22 protein-coding genes and 1 other annotated feature are annotated in these 20,207 nt (G+C 41.1%); all 22 genes read left to right on the top strand.

The window, feature by feature from the left end:
* Positions 1-221 precede the first annotated feature (221 nt).
* Complete coding sequence (locus KHA99_RS05620; RefSeq protein WP_213116415.1) at positions 222-1,013, top strand: cell division protein FtsQ/DivIB; 792 nt, start codon at positions 222-224, stop codon at positions 1,011-1,013.
* Positions 997-1,698: a DUF881 domain-containing protein gene (locus tag KHA99_RS05615; protein WP_213116915.1), complete on the top strand. Its 702-nt coding sequence runs from the start codon at positions 997-999 to the stop codon at positions 1,696-1,698. Before KHA99_RS05620 ends, KHA99_RS05615 begins: the two co-directional genes overlap by 17 nt.
* A gap of 42 nt (positions 1,699-1,740) precedes the next feature.
* On the top strand, positions 1,741-2,472 hold the full coding sequence (locus tag KHA99_RS05610) for a DUF881 domain-containing protein (RefSeq protein WP_213116414.1): 732 nt from the start codon (positions 1,741-1,743) through the stop codon (positions 2,470-2,472).
* The gene (locus KHA99_RS05605; protein ID WP_213116413.1) at positions 2,472-2,834 is read left to right on the top strand and encodes a small basic family protein; all 363 of its coding nucleotides are present in this window, start codon (positions 2,472-2,474) and stop codon (positions 2,832-2,834) included. The genes KHA99_RS05610 and KHA99_RS05605 overlap by 1 nt, the downstream gene beginning before the upstream one ends.
* Positions 2,835-2,955: 121 nt before the next feature.
* The gene (gene ftsA, locus KHA99_RS05600) at positions 2,956-4,251 is read left to right on the top strand and encodes a cell division protein FtsA (RefSeq protein WP_213116411.1); all 1,296 of its coding nucleotides are present in this window, start codon (positions 2,956-2,958) and stop codon (positions 4,249-4,251) included.
* Positions 4,252-4,292: 41 nt separating this feature from the next.
* The gene (gene ftsZ, locus KHA99_RS05595) at positions 4,293-5,447 is read left to right on the top strand and encodes a cell division protein FtsZ (RefSeq protein WP_213116410.1); all 1,155 of its coding nucleotides are present in this window, start codon (positions 4,293-4,295) and stop codon (positions 5,445-5,447) included.
* Between the two features lie 436 nt (positions 5,448-5,883).
* Positions 5,884-6,822 carry a sigma-E processing peptidase SpoIIGA gene (spoIIGA, locus tag KHA99_RS05590; protein WP_213116409.1) on the top strand — a complete coding sequence of 313 codons (939 nt, stop codon included), beginning with the start codon at positions 5,884-5,886 and terminating at the stop codon, positions 6,820-6,822.
* Positions 6,823-6,867: 45 nt separating this feature from the next.
* Positions 6,868-7,587 (top strand): RNA polymerase sporulation sigma factor SigE, encoded by a 720-nt coding sequence (gene sigE / locus KHA99_RS05585; RefSeq protein ID WP_213116408.1) that lies wholly within the window; start codon positions 6,868-6,870, stop codon positions 7,585-7,587.
* 169 nt (positions 7,588-7,756) lie between these two features.
* Positions 7,757-8,536 (top strand): RNA polymerase sporulation sigma factor SigG, encoded by a 780-nt coding sequence (gene sigG / locus KHA99_RS05580; protein WP_149869517.1) that lies wholly within the window; start codon positions 7,757-7,759, stop codon positions 8,534-8,536.
* Positions 8,537-8,779: 243 nt separating this feature from the next.
* The gene (locus KHA99_RS05575) at positions 8,780-9,043 is read left to right on the top strand and encodes a YlmC/YmxH family sporulation protein (RefSeq protein ID WP_213116407.1); all 264 of its coding nucleotides are present in this window, start codon (positions 8,780-8,782) and stop codon (positions 9,041-9,043) included.
* An 81-nt stretch (positions 9,044-9,124) separates the two neighbouring features.
* A complete protein-coding gene (gene pgeF / locus KHA99_RS05570; protein WP_213116406.1) occupies positions 9,125-9,943 on the top strand; it encodes a peptidoglycan editing factor PgeF in 819 nt (272 codons plus the stop codon).
* Between the two features lie 8 nt (positions 9,944-9,951).
* On the top strand, positions 9,952-10,629 hold the full coding sequence (locus tag KHA99_RS05565; protein WP_213116405.1) for a YggS family pyridoxal phosphate-dependent enzyme: 678 nt from the start codon (positions 9,952-9,954) through the stop codon (positions 10,627-10,629).
* Between the two features lie 10 nt (positions 10,630-10,639).
* Positions 10,640-11,092 carry a cell division protein SepF gene (locus KHA99_RS05560; protein ID WP_213116402.1) on the top strand — a complete coding sequence of 151 codons (453 nt, stop codon included), beginning with the start codon at positions 10,640-10,642 and terminating at the stop codon, positions 11,090-11,092.
* A 4-nt stretch (positions 11,093-11,096) separates the two neighbouring features.
* Positions 11,097-11,360 (top strand): YggT family protein, encoded by a 264-nt coding sequence (locus tag KHA99_RS05555; RefSeq protein ID WP_213116401.1) that lies wholly within the window; start codon positions 11,097-11,099, stop codon positions 11,358-11,360.
* 27 nt (positions 11,361-11,387) lie between these two features.
* Positions 11,388-12,161 carry a YlmH family RNA-binding protein gene (locus KHA99_RS05550; protein ID WP_213116400.1) on the top strand — a complete coding sequence of 258 codons (774 nt, stop codon included), beginning with the start codon at positions 11,388-11,390 and terminating at the stop codon, positions 12,159-12,161.
* An 81-nt stretch (positions 12,162-12,242) separates the two neighbouring features.
* Positions 12,243-12,758: a DivIVA domain-containing protein gene (locus tag KHA99_RS05545; RefSeq protein ID WP_213116399.1), complete on the top strand. Its 516-nt coding sequence runs from the start codon at positions 12,243-12,245 to the stop codon at positions 12,756-12,758.
* A gap of 48 nt (positions 12,759-12,806) precedes the next feature.
* Positions 12,807-13,045, top strand: a binding site (T-box leader).
* Positions 13,046-13,117: 72 nt separating this feature from the next.
* Positions 13,118-15,889, top strand: coding sequence for an isoleucine--tRNA ligase (gene ileS / locus KHA99_RS05540; RefSeq protein WP_213116398.1), 2,772 nt, complete (start codon positions 13,118-13,120; stop codon positions 15,887-15,889).
* 219 nt (positions 15,890-16,108) lie between these two features.
* Positions 16,109-16,402, top strand: a complete 294-nt coding sequence (locus KHA99_RS05535; RefSeq protein WP_213116397.1) for a hypothetical protein — start codon at positions 16,109-16,111, stop codon at positions 16,400-16,402.
* 79 nt (positions 16,403-16,481) lie between these two features.
* Positions 16,482-16,973: a signal peptidase II gene (gene lspA / locus KHA99_RS05530; protein WP_213116396.1), complete on the top strand. Its 492-nt coding sequence runs from the start codon at positions 16,482-16,484 to the stop codon at positions 16,971-16,973.
* Complete coding sequence (locus tag KHA99_RS05525; RefSeq protein WP_213116395.1) at positions 16,945-17,856, top strand: RluA family pseudouridine synthase; 912 nt, start codon at positions 16,945-16,947, stop codon at positions 17,854-17,856. The genes lspA and KHA99_RS05525 overlap by 29 nt, the downstream gene beginning before the upstream one ends.
* Before the next feature lie 169 nt (positions 17,857-18,025).
* On the top strand, positions 18,026-18,568 hold the full coding sequence (pyrR, locus tag KHA99_RS05520) for a bifunctional pyr operon transcriptional regulator/uracil phosphoribosyltransferase PyrR (protein WP_213116394.1): 543 nt from the start codon (positions 18,026-18,028) through the stop codon (positions 18,566-18,568).
* A 177-nt stretch (positions 18,569-18,745) separates the two neighbouring features.
* On the top strand, positions 18,746-20,053 hold the full coding sequence (locus KHA99_RS05515; protein ID WP_213116393.1) for a solute carrier family 23 protein: 1,308 nt from the start codon (positions 18,746-18,748) through the stop codon (positions 20,051-20,053).
* Positions 20,054-20,207 lie beyond the last annotated feature (154 nt).

The raw sequence follows: 20,207 nt of genomic DNA, 5'->3' as shown, positions 1-20,207 counted from the left end.
TAGTTCCAAAATTTTACCCTTATTTTGAGCAAGAAATGTCTTACGAATGACAAATATTGTGATATAATTACTGGTAATATTATAGGAAAAATGCGGTAGAAAATGAATGACGGCATGACTTTTCGTGCCGTTGTTTCTCTTTCTTAGAAGCGTCTTCCAATCTTTTGGACAAGCACGACAAAAATCAAGGGAAACCACTTTTTATGGTGGAGGAATTATAAATGGAAAATGGAAAAATAGTTGCTCTAGAGGATCGAATTCCTAAATTAAAAGAACAAAGGCGGAAAAAGGCAAACAAAAGGCTTGTGCTTTTATTGTTTTTGTTTTTTACAATGATAGCAGCTGTTGCTTATACACAATCACCGTTAGCCCATATAAAAAAGATTACCATAAAAGGAAATGAGGTATATTCCCAAGCCGAAATCATCAAAACAAGCGGCCTAACGAACAGCACGAACATTTGGGAAGTCAGAAAGGATAAAGTAGCCGCCAGCCTGAAACGGCTATCTGAAATTAATAGTGCAGAAGTTAAGGTTATTTGGCCGAATTCAATCTTGATCCAAGTAAAAGAACATAAAAGGATGGCTTATCTATATCAAGACAATGCCTACCTTCCGGTGATGGAAAACGGAAAAATCCTAACCGATAAAAAAACTGATATGATTCCCAGCAATTCTCCGATTCTAGTTAAATTCAAAGAAGGGCCAGTCCTCGATGAAATGGTTGAAGGGTTAAAAAATCTTCCGGTTGGAATTGTGAACTCCATTTCTGAAATTCATTACACTCCGAAAAAAACCGACAAATATCATATTACTCTTTTTATGAATGATGGTTTTGAGGTAAGTGCCACACTTAGAAGCTTCGCTGAAAAGATGGTCCACTATCCTTCCATAATCAGCCAGTTAGACCCAAATAAAAAGGGCATTATTGATTTAGAGGTAGGTTCATATTTTAAGGCTTTTGATACGGAAGTGGAGGAAAATAAAGTTGAAAATCATGAAGGTGAAGGGTAATCATCTCGTTTTATCCCTTGTCTGTTTAGTTTTGGGGTTCATCATGGCATTCTCGTATCATTTAACCCAATTGGAACATGAATCGGAAAGGACAAGCCTTTCTGATAACCAATATAAAACAACCCTTGCCTTACGAAACCAGTTAATTTCGCAGGAAGAGGCGAATCGAAAACTGCAAAAGGAACTGCGGCAAAAACAGGCCAGTGTGACAGAAAATGAAAAAAGCCTAGCAAAGGAAGCACAGGTGTTTACCAACCTTGCCGAGGATGCAGAAAAATACAGGATGTTTTTAGGTAAGGTAAAGGTTACGGGAAAGGGAGTAAAAATTACTCTGACTGATGGGGCTTACAATCCGAAAGAACAGAATATAAACAGTTATTTGGTTCATGAACATCATGTTTTCAAGGTGATCAATGAGCTTTACATATCAGGAGCGGCTGCGGTTGCGATAAATGGCCAAAGGTTAACGAGCCATTCTTATATTAACTGTGAGGGCCCTGTCATAACAGTTGATGGAGTGCAGTATCCAGCCCCTTTTGTCATCACAGCTATCGGAGACCCTGAGGTCCTTGCATCATCTATTAACTTAGTCGGCGGGGTGAAGGATCAGCTGGTTAACGATAATATCATTTTCACACTAGAAAAAGAAAGTGAAATTGTTTTAAACCCTATTCTTGGCGGTTAATAATGTGTCCACAAGTATATATGAGAAGGCTGGGTGGAAAAAGTGGACAAACGGAAAATGAAAATAAACTTTACGCTGATTGCGGCGATAATTGGTTTTATGATAGCAGTCCAATTTCAAACGGTAAAAAAGCCTGAGGACAGGGATACAAGGGATATTTGGCAGCTTAGAGAAGCCTTGCTAAAGGAAAAGGAGCTGCAATCTAATTTATTGAATGAAATTCGATCAAATGAGGAAAAACTATCAGCCTATAAATCTAAAAGAGAGCAAAGCAAAGAAAAGGCTCTGCGGGACACCCTAAATGAATTAAAGACAGACGCGGGCTTAACAGAAGTAACTGGCCCGGGAATTACTTTAATGATTGAACCCGTCATGGAAAATATTCAACTTGGGGAAACGACGAAGAATGTTGTTTCACCGGAACTCTTGAAAAGACTGTTAAATGAGCTAAACATGTATGAAGCCAAATATGTTTCGATTGATGGACAAAGGGTTATTAATACGACTGTTATCCGGGATATCAATACCGAAACGAAAATTGATGGCCATACCGTAAAGGAACTGCCACTCGAGGTAAAAGTAGTCGTCAATGATCTTAGTACGGCTGAAAAGTTATATAACCGAATGAAAGTTTCCAAAGCGAGAGACGAATTTTTCACGGAGAACTTAAGGCTCGATGTGAATGCGCCAAATCCGGAAATAACAGTCCCTGCTAATCAGAATCCAATTCGCATCCGGTATATGGAGCCGGTTAAAGAGGGGAGCGGTTCCTAATGTGGCTTCCGGTCATGGGATTAATAATTGGCATTATTCTGGGCTTGCTGACAGAAATTCGGATTCCTGAAGAATATTCCAATTATTTGTCGATTGCTGTCTTAGCAGCACTCGACACATTATTCGGAGGAATCCGTGCTTATTTGCAAAATATTTATGATGAAAAGGTCTTTGTTTCTGGATTCTTTTTTAATATAATACTTGCTGCAAGTTTAGCTTTTCTCGGTGTTCATCTTGGTGTAGACTTGTATTTAGCAGCGGTTTTTGCATTTGGCGTAAGGCTTTTTCAAAATATTGCTGTAATTCGTCGAATTTTGTTAACGAAATGGTCAACAAAGAAAGAAAAATTAGAAAAAAGTTGAAAATTTTTAAAGGGAATCATTTAGTTTTGACGAATATTTTTATAAGATATTACTATGAATAATTCATTTGAACAAATAAATTGTTGTTCAATAAAAGGGAAATTAAAGGAGGTGCCAGAGAATGAACAGCAATGAAATATACGTAAGTCTTGACATCGGTACATCCAGTGTAAAAGTAATCATTGGTGAAATGGTCAATGACTCAGGAAAAGGCTCGTTAAATATAATTGGAGTTGGCAACGTAAATTCTGAAGGCTTGCGCAAAGGCTCAATCGTCGACATGGACGACACCGTTCATTCTATAAAAAGGGCGATTGAACAAGCGGAAAGAATGATCGGAATGGAAATTCATGAGGTTGTTGTCGGAATACCGGGACACAATATCATGATGCAGCCCTGCCATGGAATAGTAGCTGTCTCTGGTCAAAACCGTGAAATTACGAACGATGACGTTGCACGTGTTATTGAAGCGTCCTATGCTGGTTCTATTCCACCTGAAAGAGTGAATATGGGGGTTATCCAAAGGCAATTTATTTTGGATGGAAAAGATGAAATCAATGATCCTCGCGGGATGATAGGTGTCCGCCTTGAGATGGATGGAACACTTGTGACCGGATCAAATTCAGTTCTGGCAAATATCATTCGTTGCGTTGAGCGCGCCGGACTTCAATTTTCAGATATTATTCTTCAACCTTTGGCAGCGGGAGATTACGCTTTATCAAAGGATGAAAAAAATCTTGGCGTCGCCTTGATTGATATGGGCGGCGGCTCGACTACAATTGCAGTTTATGAGGAAGGCTATTTAAAAGCTACAAGTGTCATTCCTGTAGGTGGTGATTTGCTCACGAATGATCTATCTAAAGTGCTGCACACATCCACAGAGGATGCAGAAAATATAAAATTAAAATATGGACATGCATTCTATGATCATGCATCTGAAGACCAATTTTTCAGTGTACCGATTATCGGAAGCGATCAGCATCAACAATTTAATCAGCTTTATGTATCAGAGATTATTGAAGCCAGAATGGAAGAGATTTTTGAGCTTATAGCAAAGGAATTAAAACGTATGGGCGTGTCCGACCTGCCAGGCGGTTTCGTATTAACGGGCGGAACAGCCAATATGCAGGGGCTGCTAGAACTTGCTCAGGATATGTTTAAAAATCCCGTCCGCATTGCCCGTCCCGATTATATAGGTGTAAGAGAGCCTCAATATACAACAGCGGTTGGCTTGATAAAGTATGCTTACAAGAATGCTAGATTACCAGGGAGCGTGGCGAGCCCGCAATCCGCAGTTTCAGAGCCAGTCGAAAAGAGGGCCCCGAAGCAGCAACAGCCAAAAACAAAAGTAGAAAAGCATCCGGAAGAAAAAATGACTTCAAGAGTAAAAAAATTCCTTGGATACTTTTTCGAATAAGCTAAATTGAAAAGGATATCGAAGAATTAGGAGGATTTTTCATGTTAGAGTTTGATACAAATTTAGATTCTCTTGCCACAATAAAGGTAATCGGGGTTGGCGGCGGCGGTAATAATGCAGTAAACCGAATGATTGAGCATGGTGTGCAAGGTGTGGAATTTATTGCAGTGAATACAGACGCACAAGCGTTAAATCTTTCAAAAGCAGAAGTAAGAATGCAGATCGGCGCTAAGCTAACCCGCGGTCTTGGGGCAGGGGCAAACCCTGAAGTGGGCAAAAAGGCCGCGGAAGAAAGCAAAGAGCAACTTGAGGAAGCATTGCGCGGTGCGGATATGGTGTTCGTTACAGCCGGCATGGGTGGTGGTACTGGAACTGGTGCTGCACCTGTAATTGCTCAAATTGCCCGTGATTTAGGAGCTTTGACAGTAGGAGTAGTTACCCGTCCGTTTACGTTTGAAGGTAAAAAGCGGGCTACACAAGCCTCCGGCGGAATCGGCTCAATGAAAGAGGCAGTGGATACACTGATTGTGATTCCCAATGACCGCCTGCTTGAAATTGTGGACAAGAGCACTCCGATGCTTGAAGCATTCCGTGAAGCGGATAATGTTCTTCGCCAAGGTGTTCAAGGTATTTCCGATTTGATTGCCGTGCCTGGTCTTATTAACCTGGACTTTGCCGATGTAAAAACGATTATGTCGAATAAAGGTTCTGCTTTAATGGGTATCGGTGTATCTGCAGGTGAAAACCGTGCTGCAGAGGCGGCGAAAAAAGCAATCAGTTCTCCTTTATTGGAAACTTCTATTGACGGTGCTCAAGGTGTCCTAATGAACATTACCGGCGGAACAAACTTAAGCCTTTATGAAGTTCAAGAAGCTGCAGATATCGTTGCTTCTGCTTCTGACCAAGAAGTTAACATGATCTTCGGTTCTGTCATCAACGAGAACCTTAAAGATGAGATCATCGTAACTGTGATTGCTACAGGCTTTAAGGAAGAGGTAATCCAGCCAAAGGTAACACGTCCAACTTTTGGACAAGTTAAACCTCCAGTCGGCGGCGTCAAGAGAGAGCCAAAACGCGAAGAAGCACCACCACAGCAGCAGGCTCCACAACAAGAGCCAGTACGTAATAACAATTCATACCAGGAAGACACACTAGACATCCCAACCTTCCTGCGCAACCGCAACAGAAGACGATAGAATTATCTAAAAGATAAAAGGTATGGCCTGAAGGCTGTACCTTTTTTATTTTGGGGTTTTACCATATTTTAATCGCTTAGTTGATTGGAGCGGAAGGGGCGAGACTCCTGCGGGAGTACGGGGCAGGGGAGACCCCGCAGGAGCGATAGCTCCGAGGAGGCTCCCCGGCACGCCCGCGGAAAGCGAGCCCATCCTCCTAAAAGCTACCGCTTTTAGTCGTGCGATGCTTATGCTGCCGAAGCATTCCTTGTGGAGCGCAAATCAACGAACTTGTTAATAGCCTTTATATAAAATTTATCTGACAAAATCCGAACAGAATAGGGAAAATTTCTGTTTTTTTGATTACAGAAAGTGACACACTTCAGACATACATCTAAGGTATACTTTTCCATAATCAGAATAATAGAAAGGGCCATGAAGAAGGAGGAAGCGTTTTTTGATTGTCTATTTGGATGTGATTTGGGCTCTTAACCTGCTATTTGATAGTCTTCTCCTTTTTTTAACAGCTATTATTCTAAAAAGAAGGATTCGGCTGTGGAGAATCTTTGCCGGGGGATTCATTGGTTCACTGATCATTCTATTATCTTTTACGCCAGTAAATGCCATTTCCGGCCACCCGCTTTCAAAACTGTTATTTTCGATTGTGATGGTCTTAATAGCCTTTGGGTATAAGCGTTTGTCCTTTTTTATAAAGGCATTGATGACGTTATATGTGTCAACTTTTTTAATTGGCGGCGCATTAATGGGCGTTCATTTTTTTATCCAATATGACCCGAAACTTACCGTCGGTGTTCTAAAGTCGAGCGTGTTGGGATTTGGCGATCCGATTAGCTGGTTGTTTGTCCTTATCGGATTTCCTGTTGCGTGGCACTTTTCAAGAAAAAATATTGAAAGCATGGAAATGACAAAAATTCAATACGATCAAATTGTAACTGTAACGGTAGTGATTGAGGAACAAACTTTATATTTGAAGGGCTTAGTCGATAGCGGCAATCAGCTCTATGACCCTCTGTCAAAGCTACCTGTCATGTTTGTTTCTATTAAGAATCAATTTGATAATATGTCGGACCTAATCAAGAAAATGGCGGCGGACCCTGAAGCACTTGTATTAGGCAATTCTGAGTTCCCCGAAGAATGGCAGAGCAGAATGAGAATTATCCCTTACCAGGTAGTAGGCCAAACCTCTCAGCTCATTATTGCGGTTAAACCCGATAGGATATTGATTGAACATAATGGTTACGAATACTTGTGTGATAAGGGGCTGGTAACATTTACACTTCAGCAGCTTTCATCTGATGATGCCTTTCAGTGCATTGTTCATCCAAAAATGCTAACCGGGTCAAGGCAGAATGGGGAAACAGTGAAGGTAAGTTAATATTACTATACTCAGAAAAACAAAATTTTAGAAGGAGGAATACACATGAAAAAATGGAGACTTCGCTTATCCTATTATTGGTATAAACTATTAATGAAATTAGGTCTGAAAACAGATGAAATATATTATATTGGCGGAAGCGAAGCACTGCCGCCTCCTTTAACAAAAGACGAAGAAGAAATGTTATTAAAGAAACTACCTGGCGGCGATAAGGCGGCAAGATCGATATTAATCGAGCGAAATCTCAGACTCGTAGTCTATATCGCCAGGAAGTTTGAAAATACCGGCATCAACATTGAAGACTTAATCAGCATTGGGACAATTGGCTTAATTAAGGCCGTTAATACATTTAACCCGGAAAAGAAAATAAAACTGGCTACATACGCTTCAAGATGTATCGAAAATGAAATTCTCATGTACCTTAGACGCAATAATAAAATCAGGTCAGAGGTTTCCTTCGACGAGCCGCTTAATATTGATTGGGACGGCAATGAACTGCTTTTGTCAGATGTTTTGGGAACGGATGACGACATCATTACAAAGGATCTTGAAGCAAATGTGGACCGAAAACTGTTAACCAAAGCATTGCATCAGCTTAGCGACCGGGAAAAGCAAATCATGGAGTTAAGGTTCGGCCTGACAAATGGGGAAGAAAAGACACAGAAGGATGTTGCCGATATGCTTGGCATCTCCCAATCCTATATATCAAGACTTGAAAAAAGAATCATTAAAAGGCTCCGCAAGGAATTTAATAAAATGGTCTAAAAGACAAGGTCTAGAAAAAATTTTTTCCGTAAAAAAGCTTTGAAAAATATTGCCTCTAATGCATTTTTCGACAATAGCTGACTTTTCCTTCCATTCATCAAGTGCATATTTTTCCTCCTCAAGGAGATACTGTTTTTTGTACAGCAGCTCTCTCGAGGAGGGAAAAGAATTGACTCGAAATAAAGTTGAAATTTGCGGTGTAGACACATCAAAACTTCCTGTATTGAAGAACGAAGAAATGAGAATACTCTTCAAGCAAATGCAAGAGGGCGATATAACCGCCAGAGAAAAGCTAGTAAACGGCAATCTACGCCTAGTATTAAGTGTTATCCAAAGGTTCAATAACCGGGGCGAGTTTGTTGATGACCTGTTTCAGGTTGGCTGTATTGGACTGATGAAATCCATTGATAATTTTGATTTAGGCCAAAACGTCAAGTTTTCCACTTATGCCGTCCCGATGATTATTGGCGAAATCCGGCGCTATCTGCGTGACAATAATCCGATCCGAGTATCCCGCTCTCTAAGGGATATTGCTTACAAAGCCCTCCAGGTCAGGGAGAGGCTGATGAGTGAAACCTCTCGGGAACCGACTGCTGAAGAAATTGCGAAGGTCCTAGAAGTACCGCATGAAGAAATTGTCTTTGCGCTTGATGCAATACAAGACCCGGTATCTCTATTTGAGCCGATTTATAATGATGGCGGGGATCCTATTTATGTTATGGACCAGCTGAGCGATGAAAAAAATAAAGATATCCATTGGATCGAAGAAATCGCCCTTAAAGAGGGAATGAGAAGATTAAACGAACGTGAAAAGTTGATTTTGAGAAAGCGTTTCTTTCAGGGGAAAACACAAATGGAGGTTGCAGACGAAATTGGCATCTCCCAAGCGCAAGTATCCCGCTTAGAAAAAGCAGCAATCAGACAAATGAATAAAAATATCCAAAGCTAAGCTGCCTTGTAAAGGCAGCTTATTATATTGCCGGGAAATGGTATTTTCTCGGCAATCTTTTTGTTTAAATTAATGATTGTCTCTGCTATTGGGCCTGTTGAAAGCTTTAAATTTTTTAAAATAGGAAAATTACTCGGTGAGTTAAATAAGTGAAATAAAAGACTAGCTTAATTTTTCCTTTCTAATTTCCAAAATACAAACATATATTTTATATAGTATCGTAAGATTGGGAGTGGTTGTTTAATGGTTAAAATTTCCGATTTTCAGATAAAAGATGTTGTGAATGTTTCAGATGGCAAAAGACTAGGGAATGTTGGAGATATAGAAATTAATTTAACGACGGGAAAAATAGAAGCGGTTGTAATTTCCGGAAACGGGCGCGTGCTTGGCTTTTTTGGGAAGGACGAAGATATAGTGATCCCGTGGAAAAACATTATTAAAATTGGTCAGGATGTCATCTTGGTCCGCTATAAAATCAGCGATGAAAAAATAACGGAAGAAGAGTAGGCATTAAAGGAAATAAAACTGCTTCGATGACCAAAGCCCGGTTTCATGGTAAACTATAGAAAAAAGTTCAGAGGTAATGGAATGGAACCATTTATTATAAAGAATGAATCCTTATTAACCATCGACGGTTGGATGAATAGTAATCCCGGCCTTGTTGCAGGAATAACAACCAAGCTGGGGGGACAAAGTAAAGGCAGCTTTGAAGCCCTGAATCTCGGCTTTCATGTTGGTGATATTTTCAATGATGTTTGCGCAAATAGAATGAAAGTTTCCGAACTGCTTGATTTTCCATTAGCTACATGGGTTAGCGCTGAGCAAACACATGATATTTTTCTGCAAAAAATAACAAAAGCAGATCGCGGGCGAGGGTCTATTTCCTACGAACAGTCGTTTAAGAGCACAGACGGCTTCTATACAAGTGAAGAGGGAATATTGTTAACGCTCTGTTTTGCCGACTGTGTCCCTCTTTTTTTTATTGCTCCCGAATATCGGATGATTGGGGCGGCACATGCTGGATGGAAGGGGACGGTAGGACAAATTGGCCGTGAGATGATAAAAAGATGGCAAGAGGAAGGCATCAAGGCTGAGAAGGTTTTTGTCGCCATCGGTCCATCGATTTGCGAAAAATGTTATATTGTGGATGAACGTGTCGTTAACTTGGTTGAAAATATACTAGAAGATGTCGATAGAAAACCCTATAATTTAATTAGTGAAGGTCAATATTCATTAAACCTAAGGGAATTGAACAAGCAGACTCTTGTCAAGGCAGGAGTTCCAAAGGAAAATATAATCGTCACCAATTATTGCTCAAGCTGTAACAACCATTTGTTTTTTTCCCACCGGAAGAGCCATGGCAAAGCCGGAAGAATGTTAAGCTTTATTGGCTGGAAGGAGAATTAGAACCGCTTATGAGAGTAGCAGCAAAGTATGAACTTATTAGACAGCAAATACATGAAGCATGCGAAAAGACAGGCAGGAAACCAGATGAGGTAACAGTAATTGCCGTTACAAAATACGTCAGTACCCAAAGAGCGCAGGAAGCGCTTGATGCAGGCATTCAGCATCTTGGTGAAAACCGGGACGAAGGAATGCTTGAAAAATGGGAAGTTCTTCAGGACAAGCCAATTTGGCATTTTATTGGAACTCTGCAAACACGAAAGGTAAAGAATATTATCGATAAAGTGGAGTACATTCATTCCCTTGACCGTCTTTCTTTGGCACAAGAAATAAATAAACGTGCCAATTCAAAAGTAAAGTGTTTGGTACAAGTTAATGTAGCAGAAGAGGACTCAAAGCACGGTTTAGCGGTTGAAGAAGTGATCGACTTTATTAAATCACTTGGCTCCCTAGAAAATATTATTGTTGCTGGTTTAATGACAATGGCCCCATTCACGGACGATGAAGAAGTCTTGCGTGATTGTTTTCAAAAACTTAGAGAACTTCGTACTCAAGTTCAATCCTTTCACTTAGACTATGCTCCTTGTTCAGAGCTGTCGATGGGTATGTCTAATGATTTTGCCATCGCCATCGAAGAAGGGGCTACGATGGTAAGAATAGGTACAGCGCTTGTTGGTGAAGCTGGTTAGGAGAGTTGATATGACAATTAAATCTAAACTAAAAACATTTTTCTTTTTAGACGATGACAACGATGAGCAAAATGAAGATTATAGTGAGCCGAAGGAACCGATAAAGCAGAAAAAACAGCCGTTAAAAAGTCATAATGTAGTCAGCCTGCAAAGTGTGCAAAAGCCCCCTGTCCAAGTAAAGCCTTCAAAGCTTATATTGGCGGAACCGCATTCCGAATCTGAGGCAACCGAGATTGCCGACCATCTAAAAAACCGCCGTGCGGTGGTGGTGAATTTGCAGCGGATTGATCCAGAGGAAGGCCGGCAGATTGTTCATTTCTTAGGAGGAGTAGTATATACTCTTGGCGGGGAAATCCAGAAAATTGGCGCCAATATATTCTTGTGCACCCCGGATAATATGGAAGTATCGGGGAATATTTCGGAATTGCTCCCTGACCACGAAAATATGAATACGAGGTGGTAAAGAGATGTTTTTTGTTATCGGTTTAATACAAAAACTCATTTGGGCTTACTCGTGGGCATTAATTATTTACATATTGATGTCTTGGTTTCCGGGTGCCAAAGAATCCGCAATCGGTCAATTCTTAGCAAGAATTTGTGAGCCATATTTAGAACCATTCAGAAGGATTATTCCCGCAATCGGCATGATTGACATTTCTCCGATTGTCGCATTTCTTGTGCTCAACTTTGCAACACGGGGCTTAAGCTATGTAGCTGTCTGGCTCTCATAATAATTAAAATAGGTTGGTTTTTAGAGCATGAATATATATCAGCATTTTCGTCCAGAAGAACGGGATTATATTGACCAGGTCATGCAGTGGAAAAACACTGTCGAACTTCAGTATGCCCCGAAATTAACGGACTTTCTTGACCCAAGAGAACAGCATATCTTAAAGACGATCATCGGTGAAAATGGTGATGTAAAATATCAACTCTTTGGCGGCTGGCCAGGGGCAGAACGAAAAAGGGCTCTTCTATTCCCTGAATATCTAGTGCCAGTTCAAGAGGATTTTCAAATCAGCTTGTTTGAAATTGACTATCCAAAGAAGTTTATCAAAATTGAACATCCCAACGTCCTAGGCACATTGATGTCGTTGGGACTAAAACGTGGGAAATTTGGCGATATTCTTGTCGATGATGAACAAATCCAATTCTTGGCAGCCAAGGAAATCGGCGGCTATATCAGCACTAATCTTGAATCAATCGGTAAAGCAACGGTTCATTTATTTGAGAAGCCGCCCGAAAATATAATTTCTCCTAAAGAATTATGGGAGGAACATGAATTAACAGTATCTTCTTTAAGGCTGGATACTGTTATTTCTGGTGTTTATAATCTTTCTCGGCAAAAATCGCAAAACTATATTGCGGCAGGCCTAGTTAAGGTCAATTGGACTCAGATTGAAAGCCCGGCCTTTGTTTGTGAAATTGGCGATATGCTGTCGGTCCGGGGCCATGGAAGGGTAAGATTGTCCGGTATTGAGGGGAAAACAAAGAAAGAAAAATGGCGAATTTCTGTCGGAAGACAAAAATAATTTATTTTCTTGCAGGATTTTCAAAAACCTTGTCGAATATTCACATTTACATAGATTGCACAGATTGTTGGAGGTGGCATCATGCCGTTAACGCCGTTAGATATTCATAATAAAGAATTTAATAAAGGATTTAGAGGGTATGACGAGGATGAAGTAAACGAATTTCTTGATCAGGTAATCAAGGATTACGAGCTTGTCCTAAGAGAGAAAAAAGAATTGGAAGAGCGTTTAACTGACCTGCAGGAGCGTTTAGGGCATTTTACAAGTATTGAAGAAACACTTAATAAATCGATTGTGATTGCCCAGGAGGCAGGGGAAGAAGTAAAACGCAATGCCCAAAAGGAAGCGAAGCTAATCGTCAAGGAAGCGGAAAAGAATGCGGACCGTATCGTTAACGAATCCCTATCTAAAGCGAGAAAGATTGCTCTGGAGATAGAAGATTTAAAGAAGCAGTCGAAAATTTTCCGCACCCGTTTCAAAATGCTGATTGAGGCACAGCTCGATATGCTGAATACTGACGATTGGGATCACCTTTTAGAGTACGAACTTGATGCCACCGAGCTGAAAATCCACGAAGAAGAGGATTCATTAGCTTGACGAACAGCTATTTAGTAGCATATAATTTCTTAACAGATTAATTGAATGAAAATGACGAAGACAGGGACAGTACAATTTTTCAAAAAGCTTATTAGCGAGTCGGGGATGGTGGAAGCCCGATGAAGCCGAAAGATTGGAAAATCACCCTCGAGTTCCGAGGTCGAACCTCTATATTTAGAACAGTAGACTAAGGCGTGTATTCACGTTACGAATTCGCAAGAGGATAGAATAAGACAGTTCTATCAATCAGGGTGGTACCGCGGGAATAAAACCTTCTCGTCCCTTTTTTGGGATGAGGGGGTTTTTTTATTTGCAAGAATGTCAATTCTGTTCAATAGAAAGGTATTGGAGGAAATAAAATGGAATACAAAGACACGTTATTAATGCCGCAAACGGATTTCCCAATGCGTGGTAATCTTCCGCAAAGAGAACCGGAGATGCAGGCAAAATGGGAAGAAATGAATATTTACCAAAAAGTACAGGAGCGCACTAAAGGGCGTCCGATGTTTGTTTTGCATGATGGCCCTCCATATGCAAATGGTGATATCCATATGGGCCATGCATTAAATAAAATTTTAAAGGATTTTATTGTCCGCTATAAGTCAATGAGCGGCTATCATGCCCCATATGTGCCGGGCTGGGATACTCACGGTCTGCCGATTGAGCAGGCTTTAACTAATAAAGGGGTTAAACGGAAGGAAATGTCCGTTGCAGAATTCCGCCAGCTTTGTACAGATTATGCGCTTGAACAGATTGACAATCAACGGACCCAGTTTAAACGCCTTGGTGTCCGCGGTGATTGGGAGAATCCATATATCACTTTAAAGCCTGAATACGAAGCCCAGCAAATCAAGGTTTTCGGAGAAATGGCAAAAAAGGGTTATATCTATAAAGGGTTGAAGCCAGTATATTGGTCTCCGTCAAGTGAATCCGCTTTGGCTGAGGCAGAAATTGAATATAAAGATAAACGTTCACCGTCCATTTATGTTGGTTTTCCGGTGAAGGATGGCAAGGGAGTACTTGATACGGATACGGAAATCGTCATCTGGACAACAACCCCATGGACCATTCCTGCCAACTTGGGAATTTCGGTTCATCCTGAGCTAACTTACGTGGTTGTAGCTGTAAATGATAAAAAATATGTTGTGGCTGAAAGCTTATTGGAAAGTGTAACGAATGAAATTGGATGGGAAGAAGCGGCCGTTCTTAAAAAGGTCAAAGGGGCTGAGCTTGAATATGTTGTAGCCCGTCATCCGCTTTATGACCGTGATTCTCTTGTCATGTTAGGCGAGCATGTGACAACTGATGCTGGTACTGGCTGCGTTCATACTGCTCCTGGTCACGGGGAAGATGACTTCCATGTTGGTCAAAAATACGGCTTGGATGTCCTTTGTCCGGTTGATGATAAAGGAAATATGACAAATGAAGCACCGGGATTTGAAGGATTATTTTACGACGAGGCCAACAAACCGATTTCCCAAGCCCTAGAGGAAAAAGGAGCTTTGTTAAAGCTTACATTTATTACTCACTCCTATCCACATGACTGGAGAACAAAGAAGCCGGTTATTTTCCGGGCAACTGCTCAGTGGTTTGCGTCCATTAAAGATTTCCGCGACCAATTGCTCGAAGCTGTGAAAGCAACCAAATGGGTGCCGGCATGGGGCGAAACAAGGCTTTTCAATATGGTCCGTGACCGCGGTGATTGGTGTATTTCCCGCCAGCGCGTCTGGGGTGTGCCAATTCCGGTATTCTACGCCGAAAATGGAGAAGAAATCATTACCGACGAGACGATTGAACACGTTTCTAATTTATTCCGCGAGAATGGATCAAACATTTGGTTTGAGCGGGAGACAAAGGATCTGCTTCCGGAAGGATTTTCGCATCCTGGAAGTCCGAATGGCAAGTTTACGAAGGAAACAGATATTATGGACGTTTGGTTTGATTCTGGTTCTTCCCATCAGGCTGTGCTTTTAGAAAGAGAGGATTTGGTCCGTCCGGCAGACCTTTATCTTGAAGGTTCTGACCAATACCGCGGCTGGTTTAACTCGTCTTTATCTACTGCAGTAGCTGTCACAGGCAAGGCTCCATATAAGGGAGTATTAAGCCATGGATTTGCTCTTGATGGTGAAGGTAGAAAAATGAGTAAATCATTAGGTAATGTCGTCGTCCCTGCGAAGGTTATGAATCAATTGGGAGCAGATATTTTACGCCTATGGGTGGCTTCTGTAGATTATCAATCCGATGTCCGCGTATCCGATGCAATTTTAAAGCAGGTTGCTGAAGTATATCGGAAAATCCGCAATACATTCCGCTTCTTGTTGGGGAATTTAGCGGACTTTGACCCGGCTGTTAATAAGGTTGCTTACGAAAACCTTCGTGAAGTAGATCAATTTATGCTGGTTAAGTTAAATAAGCTGATTAAGAGTGTTCGCAATTCTTATGAAAATTACGATTATGCAGGCATTTACCATTCTGTTAATAATTTCTGTACGCTTGATTTAAGCGCGTTCTACCTAGATTTTGCAAAAGATGTTCTGTACATTGAAGCAGTTGATCATCCAGAACGCAGGGCGATTCAAACTGTTTTATATGAATCATTGCTTGCTCTGACCAAATTGGTTTCGCCAATCCTTTCTCACACTGCAGACGAGGTGTGGAAATATATTCCGAAGGTTCAGGAGGAAAGTGTTCAGTTGACAGATCTTCCTGAATATCAGGAACTTCCAGGTGCTACAGAGTTGGAGGAGAAATGGTCTGCATTCATGAAGCTGCGCGATGATGTCTTAAAGGCACTTGAAGAAGCCCGGAATGCAAAGGTGATCGGTAAGTCATTAACAGCGAAAGTAACCTTATACGTAAATGATAATACAAAAGCGCTGCTCGATTCTGTTTCAGAGAACTTGAAACAATTGTTTATCGTATCTGGTTTTGAAGTGGCTGGTGCTTATGATGAGGCGCCAGAAGATGCCTTGAAATTAGATACAGCGGCAATTGTGGTCACAAAAGCAGAAGGTGAAACCTGTGAACGCTGCTGGGTAGTGACGCCTGATGTTGGCCAAGATGCGGAGCATCCAACTCTTTGCCCTCGATGTGCCCAAGTTGTAAAAGAAAATTATTCACACTTAGCGTAAAATAGAAAGGGGCTGACTTGTCAGCCTCTTTCATTTTGCTAAAAGAAAAGTATAAATTCAACTACGCCTCATGAACCGTCCTATCGGAATCGCCTAACGGTGAGTTTTCATTTATTTCCACCTCCGTTAATTGTTGTTGCTGATGTCAAATTATTATCCGGGTCAATGGAAAACGATCGGTAATAATAAGACAAATAACATAACGGAGGTATTAACACTATGAATGCAATGCAGGAAAAGCTGTTTCAAGAACTCCGTCAAACAAAAACAGAAATCGAAAGGTCATTAAAGAAAAAACAAACAGAGAATTGGTTTACAACCATTTTAGAGGAAGAAATGGCGGACATTGATTTAGCACTGAAAAAAATCAAAGAAGGAAATTTTGGCCAATGTGAACTTTCCGGTGAATTATTACCCCTCGACTTGTTAAATTTGATTCCAACCATTAGAACAGTCAATGATCCCAGCTTGCTTGGCGGCTTTTGCAAGAAACCGATCTTCCCCACACCGTAATTTTTGTTTCATTGTGATATAGCGATTAAGTATGCTAAACTAGGGGAGCAAGTCTAGCTTAAGTTGGAGGTATTTCTTTGTGTATTATTACTTAATCGCCCTATTCGTTATTGTGCTCGACCAAATTACTAAATGGCTTATTGAAAAAAATATGTATATCGGTGAGAGTATACCCATCATTGATAAATTTTTATATATTACTTCTCACCGGAATCGCGGGGCTGCATGGGGAATCCTTCAAGGGCAGATGTGGCTTTTTTATGTCATTACGGTTATTGTAATTATTGCGATTATGTATTATCTTTACAAAGCGGCCAAAGGAAAATGGCTGTTAGGTGTATCTCTTGCTTTCATGCTTGGAGGTGCAATTGGGAATTTTATCGACCGAGTGGTTCGGAAAGAGGTTGTTGATTTTATTCATACCTTTATTTTCGGCTATAATTTCCCTGTATTTAATATTGCTGATTCAGCATTAGTTATTGGTGTTGGATTATTAATGATTCAAATGCTGCTTGAAGAGAAGTCGTCAAAGGAGAAGTCTTATGGAGAAAATGGAACACACCATTCTTGAGGAACAAAAAGGAGACCGGATTGATAAGGTAATCTCCGGCCTGAATGAAGAATGGTCTAGAACACAGGTGCAGGATTGGATAAAAGAAGGCAATGTACTTGTGAATGGGAAAAATGTAAAAACAAATTACAAATGCAGTGTAAGTGATTTTATCGTTATTACCATTCCAGAACCGGAAGAATTGGACGTGGTTCCGGAGGAAATGGATTTAGATATTTATTATGAAGATAAGGATGTATTGGTCGTAAATAAGCCAAAAGGGATGGTGGTCCATCCTGCACCTGGGCACCTTACTGGAACACTTGTTAATGGGTTAATGGCCCATTGTAAGGATTTATCCGGTATCAATGGTGTATTAAGACCCGGTATTGTACATCGGATTGACAAGGATACATCAGGGCTGTTAATGGTTGCGAAAAATGATTTGGCCCACGAAAGTCTAGTTAACCAACTGGTGGAAAAGTCTGTGACACGGAAATATAAGGCGATTGTCCATGGAGTGATCCCTCATGAATATGGAACCATCGATGCTCCGCTTGGGAGGGATCCAAAAGATCGGCAAAGCATGACGGTTGTTGATAACGGGAAGCATGCTGTTACACATTTTCGTGTCCTTGAGCGATTTAATGAATTCACCTTCGTGGAATGTCAATTGGAGACAGGCCGGACCCATCAGATTCGTGTCCATATGAAATATATCGGTTATCCGCTTGCCGGTGATCCAAAATATGGACCAAGAAAAACACTTGATTTAAATGGACAGGCATTGCATGCCGGTCTGCTCGGTTTCATACATCCAAGAACAAATGAGTATCTAGAATTTGAAGCCCCGCTTCCAGAGGATTTTGAAGAGCTTCTTGACCGGTTGAGAAATAATCGTTGACAGGATAAATAAATTAAAGTATGCTTACTATAGTTTAATAAGCCTTTAAGTCGGTCCCGTGAGGCCGAGAAGGAACGGTTAATAGGTTATTTCCCTAAGGAAGAACTGTCTCCCTCTCGCCACCACAGGCGAGAGGTTTTTTATTTCAGTATAATAAGAAGGTGAGACTATGAGCCAAAAAGCAATTGTTCTGGATGAACAGGCAATCGGGCGGGCGTTGACAAGGATTGCCCATCAAATCATCGAAAAAAACAAAGGAATCGAAGACTGCGTGCTTGTAGGAATTCGGACCAGGGGAATTTACATAGCAAAACGACTCGCTTTAAAAATAGCCCAAATTGAGGGAAGCCCGATTCAAGTCGGTGAATTAGACATCACTCTTTATCGGGATGATTTAACAAAGAAAACGGAGAGTCAGGAACCGCTAGTAAAAGGATCGGACATTCCGTTCGACATAAGTGACAAAAAAGTAGTCCTTGTGGACGATGTTCTTTATACAGGAAGAACAGTTAGGGCTGGACTTGATGCCCTTATGGACCTTGGACGTCCTGCTTCCATCCAGCTTGCGGTACTAGTCGACCGCGGTCACAGGGAGCTGCCAATCAGAGCAGACTATGTTGGGAAAAATATCCCTACTTCAAGCAATGAAAAAATTGTCGTTGAGCTGCTGGAAGTAGATAAAGTTGATCAAGTAAGTATTTATGACAAATAAATAGCAGCCCTTTTAATTTCAGTCCCGTGAGGCTGACAAAGGGAAAAGCGCAAACCTTGGACCATGTTCCGGTGCGCCTTTCACCCCTCTTTGTCAACCACAAGGCAAAGAGGGTTTTTTATATGAACAATTGAAGAAAATAAAGAAAACAATATAGAAATTAGGAGAGAACAGAAAATGAGTAATAAACCAATCCTAGATGTTAAAGATAGACCAAAACCAGCCCAATGGCTGACCTTAAGCTTGCAGCATTTATTTGCGATGTTCGGGGCAACAATCCTTGTACCATACCTGGTTGGTTTAGACCCAGCGATAGCACTAATATCCAGCGGACTCGGAACGTTGGCATTCCTATTGATTACGAAATTTCAGGTTCCTGCCTATCTCGGTTCATCTTTCGCTTATATTGCACCGGTAATTGCCGCAAAAGCCTCTGGCGGACCTGCAGCCGCGATGGTCGGTACATTTTTGGCTGGTCTTGTTTATGGAATTGTCGCTTTAATTATAAGCAGAGCGGGGCATCGCTGGATTATGAACTTACTCCCGCCAATTGTTGTTGGACCGGTCATAATTGTAATTGGCCTCGCCATTTCCGGAACTGCGGTTGGAATGGCAATGAACAACCCAGCCGGAAAGTATAGCATGCTGCACTTCTCAGTGGCGCTTGTGACGCTGGCAGCGACAATTATTTTTTCAATATATGCTAAAAAAATGCTCAGCATTATCCCTATCTTGGCCGGGATTATTGTCGGCTATGTGTATGCTGTGATTGTAGGAATTGTTGATTTCAAACCTGTACTAGAGGCAAAGTGGTTTGCCGCTCCTGATTTCTTAATTCCGTTTGTCAGCTATGATGTCAAGTTTACGTGGAATATTTTCTGGTTAATGGTGCCTGTTGCTATTGTTACACTATCTGAGCATATTGGACACCAGCTTGTTCTTAGCAAGGTTGTCGGCCGTGATTACATAAAAGAGCCGGGCCTGCACCGTTCAATCCTTGGTGATGGAACAGCAACAATAATCTCGGCACTAGTAGGTGGACCTCCCAAAACCACCTATGGTGAAAATATTGGCGTATTGGCAATTACAAGAGTCTACAGTGTATATGTCTTAGCAGGTGCTGCGGTTCTAGCCATCATCTTCGGGTTTATTGGAAAAATAACAGCTTTAATCCAAACGATACCAACACCTGTAATGGGGGGAGTTTCCATTCTCCTGTTCGGAATTATCGCTTCCTCAGGATTAAGAATGTTGGTTGACAGTAAAATTGATTTTGGAGACAAACGTAACCTCGTGATTTCATCGGTAATCCTTGTCATTGGTATCGGTGGTGCGATTGTCAAATTGCCTTTTAATATCGAAATCCAAGGTATGGCCCTGGCGGCAATTTCCGGAGTGTTATTAAACCTGATCCTTCCTGGAAGACCGAAAGTCAGTGAAAACATGTTTGAAACAGAAGAAACAACTAACAAAAAAACAGCATAAAAAAATGCCTTTTAAATTAAGTACAGAGAGACTTGGAAGGGTGTGTTACTTAACTTGGATATGGACTGCAGTTGTGTCCATATCTTAAGTTAAACTTTTGGCACCCTGACCACTTAGTCAGGGTGTTTTTTTTAGCAATCAGAGAAGGTGGGGA

The organism is Neobacillus rhizophilus (assembly GCF_018343535.1).
GTDB lineage: Bacteria > Bacillota > Bacilli > Bacillales > Cytobacillaceae > Neobacillus > Neobacillus rhizophilus.
This window is presented reverse-complemented; position numbering and strand designations above follow the sequence as displayed.

Bases quoted from the DNA above. Each gene is read 5' to 3' on its own strand.
- KHA99_RS05555 (WP_213116401.1), top strand. From the start codon at position 11,097: ATGTTTTTTGTTATCGGTTTAATACAAAAACTCATTTGGGCTTACTCG.
- pyrR (WP_213116394.1), top strand. From the start codon at position 18,026: ATGAGCCAAAAAGCAATTGTTCTGGATGAACAGGCAATCGGGCGGGCG.
- KHA99_RS05605 (WP_213116413.1), top strand. From the start codon at position 2,472: ATGTGGCTTCCGGTCATGGGATTAATAATTGGCATTATTCTGGGCTTG.
- KHA99_RS05515 (WP_213116393.1), top strand. From the start codon at position 18,746: ATGAGTAATAAACCAATCCTAGATGTTAAAGATAGACCAAAACCAGCC.
- KHA99_RS05545 (WP_213116399.1), top strand. From the start codon at position 12,243: ATGCCGTTAACGCCGTTAGATATTCATAATAAAGAATTTAATAAAGGA.
- sigE (WP_213116408.1), top strand. From the start codon at position 6,868: ATGAAAAAATGGAGACTTCGCTTATCCTATTATTGGTATAAACTATTA.
- ileS (WP_213116398.1), top strand. From the start codon at position 13,118: ATGGAATACAAAGACACGTTATTAATGCCGCAAACGGATTTCCCAATG.
- KHA99_RS05615 (WP_213116915.1), top strand. From the start codon at position 997: ATGAAGGTGAAGGGTAATCATCTCGTTTTATCCCTTGTCTGTTTAGTT.
- KHA99_RS05620 (WP_213116415.1), top strand. From the start codon at position 222: ATGGAAAATGGAAAAATAGTTGCTCTAGAGGATCGAATTCCTAAATTA.
- ftsA (WP_213116411.1), top strand. From the start codon at position 2,956: ATGAACAGCAATGAAATATACGTAAGTCTTGACATCGGTACATCCAGT.
- KHA99_RS05525 (WP_213116395.1), top strand. From the start codon at position 16,945: ATGGAGAAAATGGAACACACCATTCTTGAGGAACAAAAAGGAGACCGG.
- KHA99_RS05550 (WP_213116400.1), top strand. From the start codon at position 11,388: ATGAATATATATCAGCATTTTCGTCCAGAAGAACGGGATTATATTGAC.
- KHA99_RS05565 (WP_213116405.1), top strand. From the start codon at position 9,952: ATGAGAGTAGCAGCAAAGTATGAACTTATTAGACAGCAAATACATGAA.
- pgeF (WP_213116406.1), top strand. From the start codon at position 9,125: ATGGAACCATTTATTATAAAGAATGAATCCTTATTAACCATCGACGGT.
- KHA99_RS05560 (WP_213116402.1), top strand. From the start codon at position 10,640: ATGACAATTAAATCTAAACTAAAAACATTTTTCTTTTTAGACGATGAC.
- KHA99_RS05535 (WP_213116397.1), top strand. From the start codon at position 16,109: ATGAATGCAATGCAGGAAAAGCTGTTTCAAGAACTCCGTCAAACAAAA.
- ftsZ (WP_213116410.1), top strand. From the start codon at position 4,293: ATGTTAGAGTTTGATACAAATTTAGATTCTCTTGCCACAATAAAGGTA.
- KHA99_RS05575 (WP_213116407.1), top strand. From the start codon at position 8,780: ATGGTTAAAATTTCCGATTTTCAGATAAAAGATGTTGTGAATGTTTCA.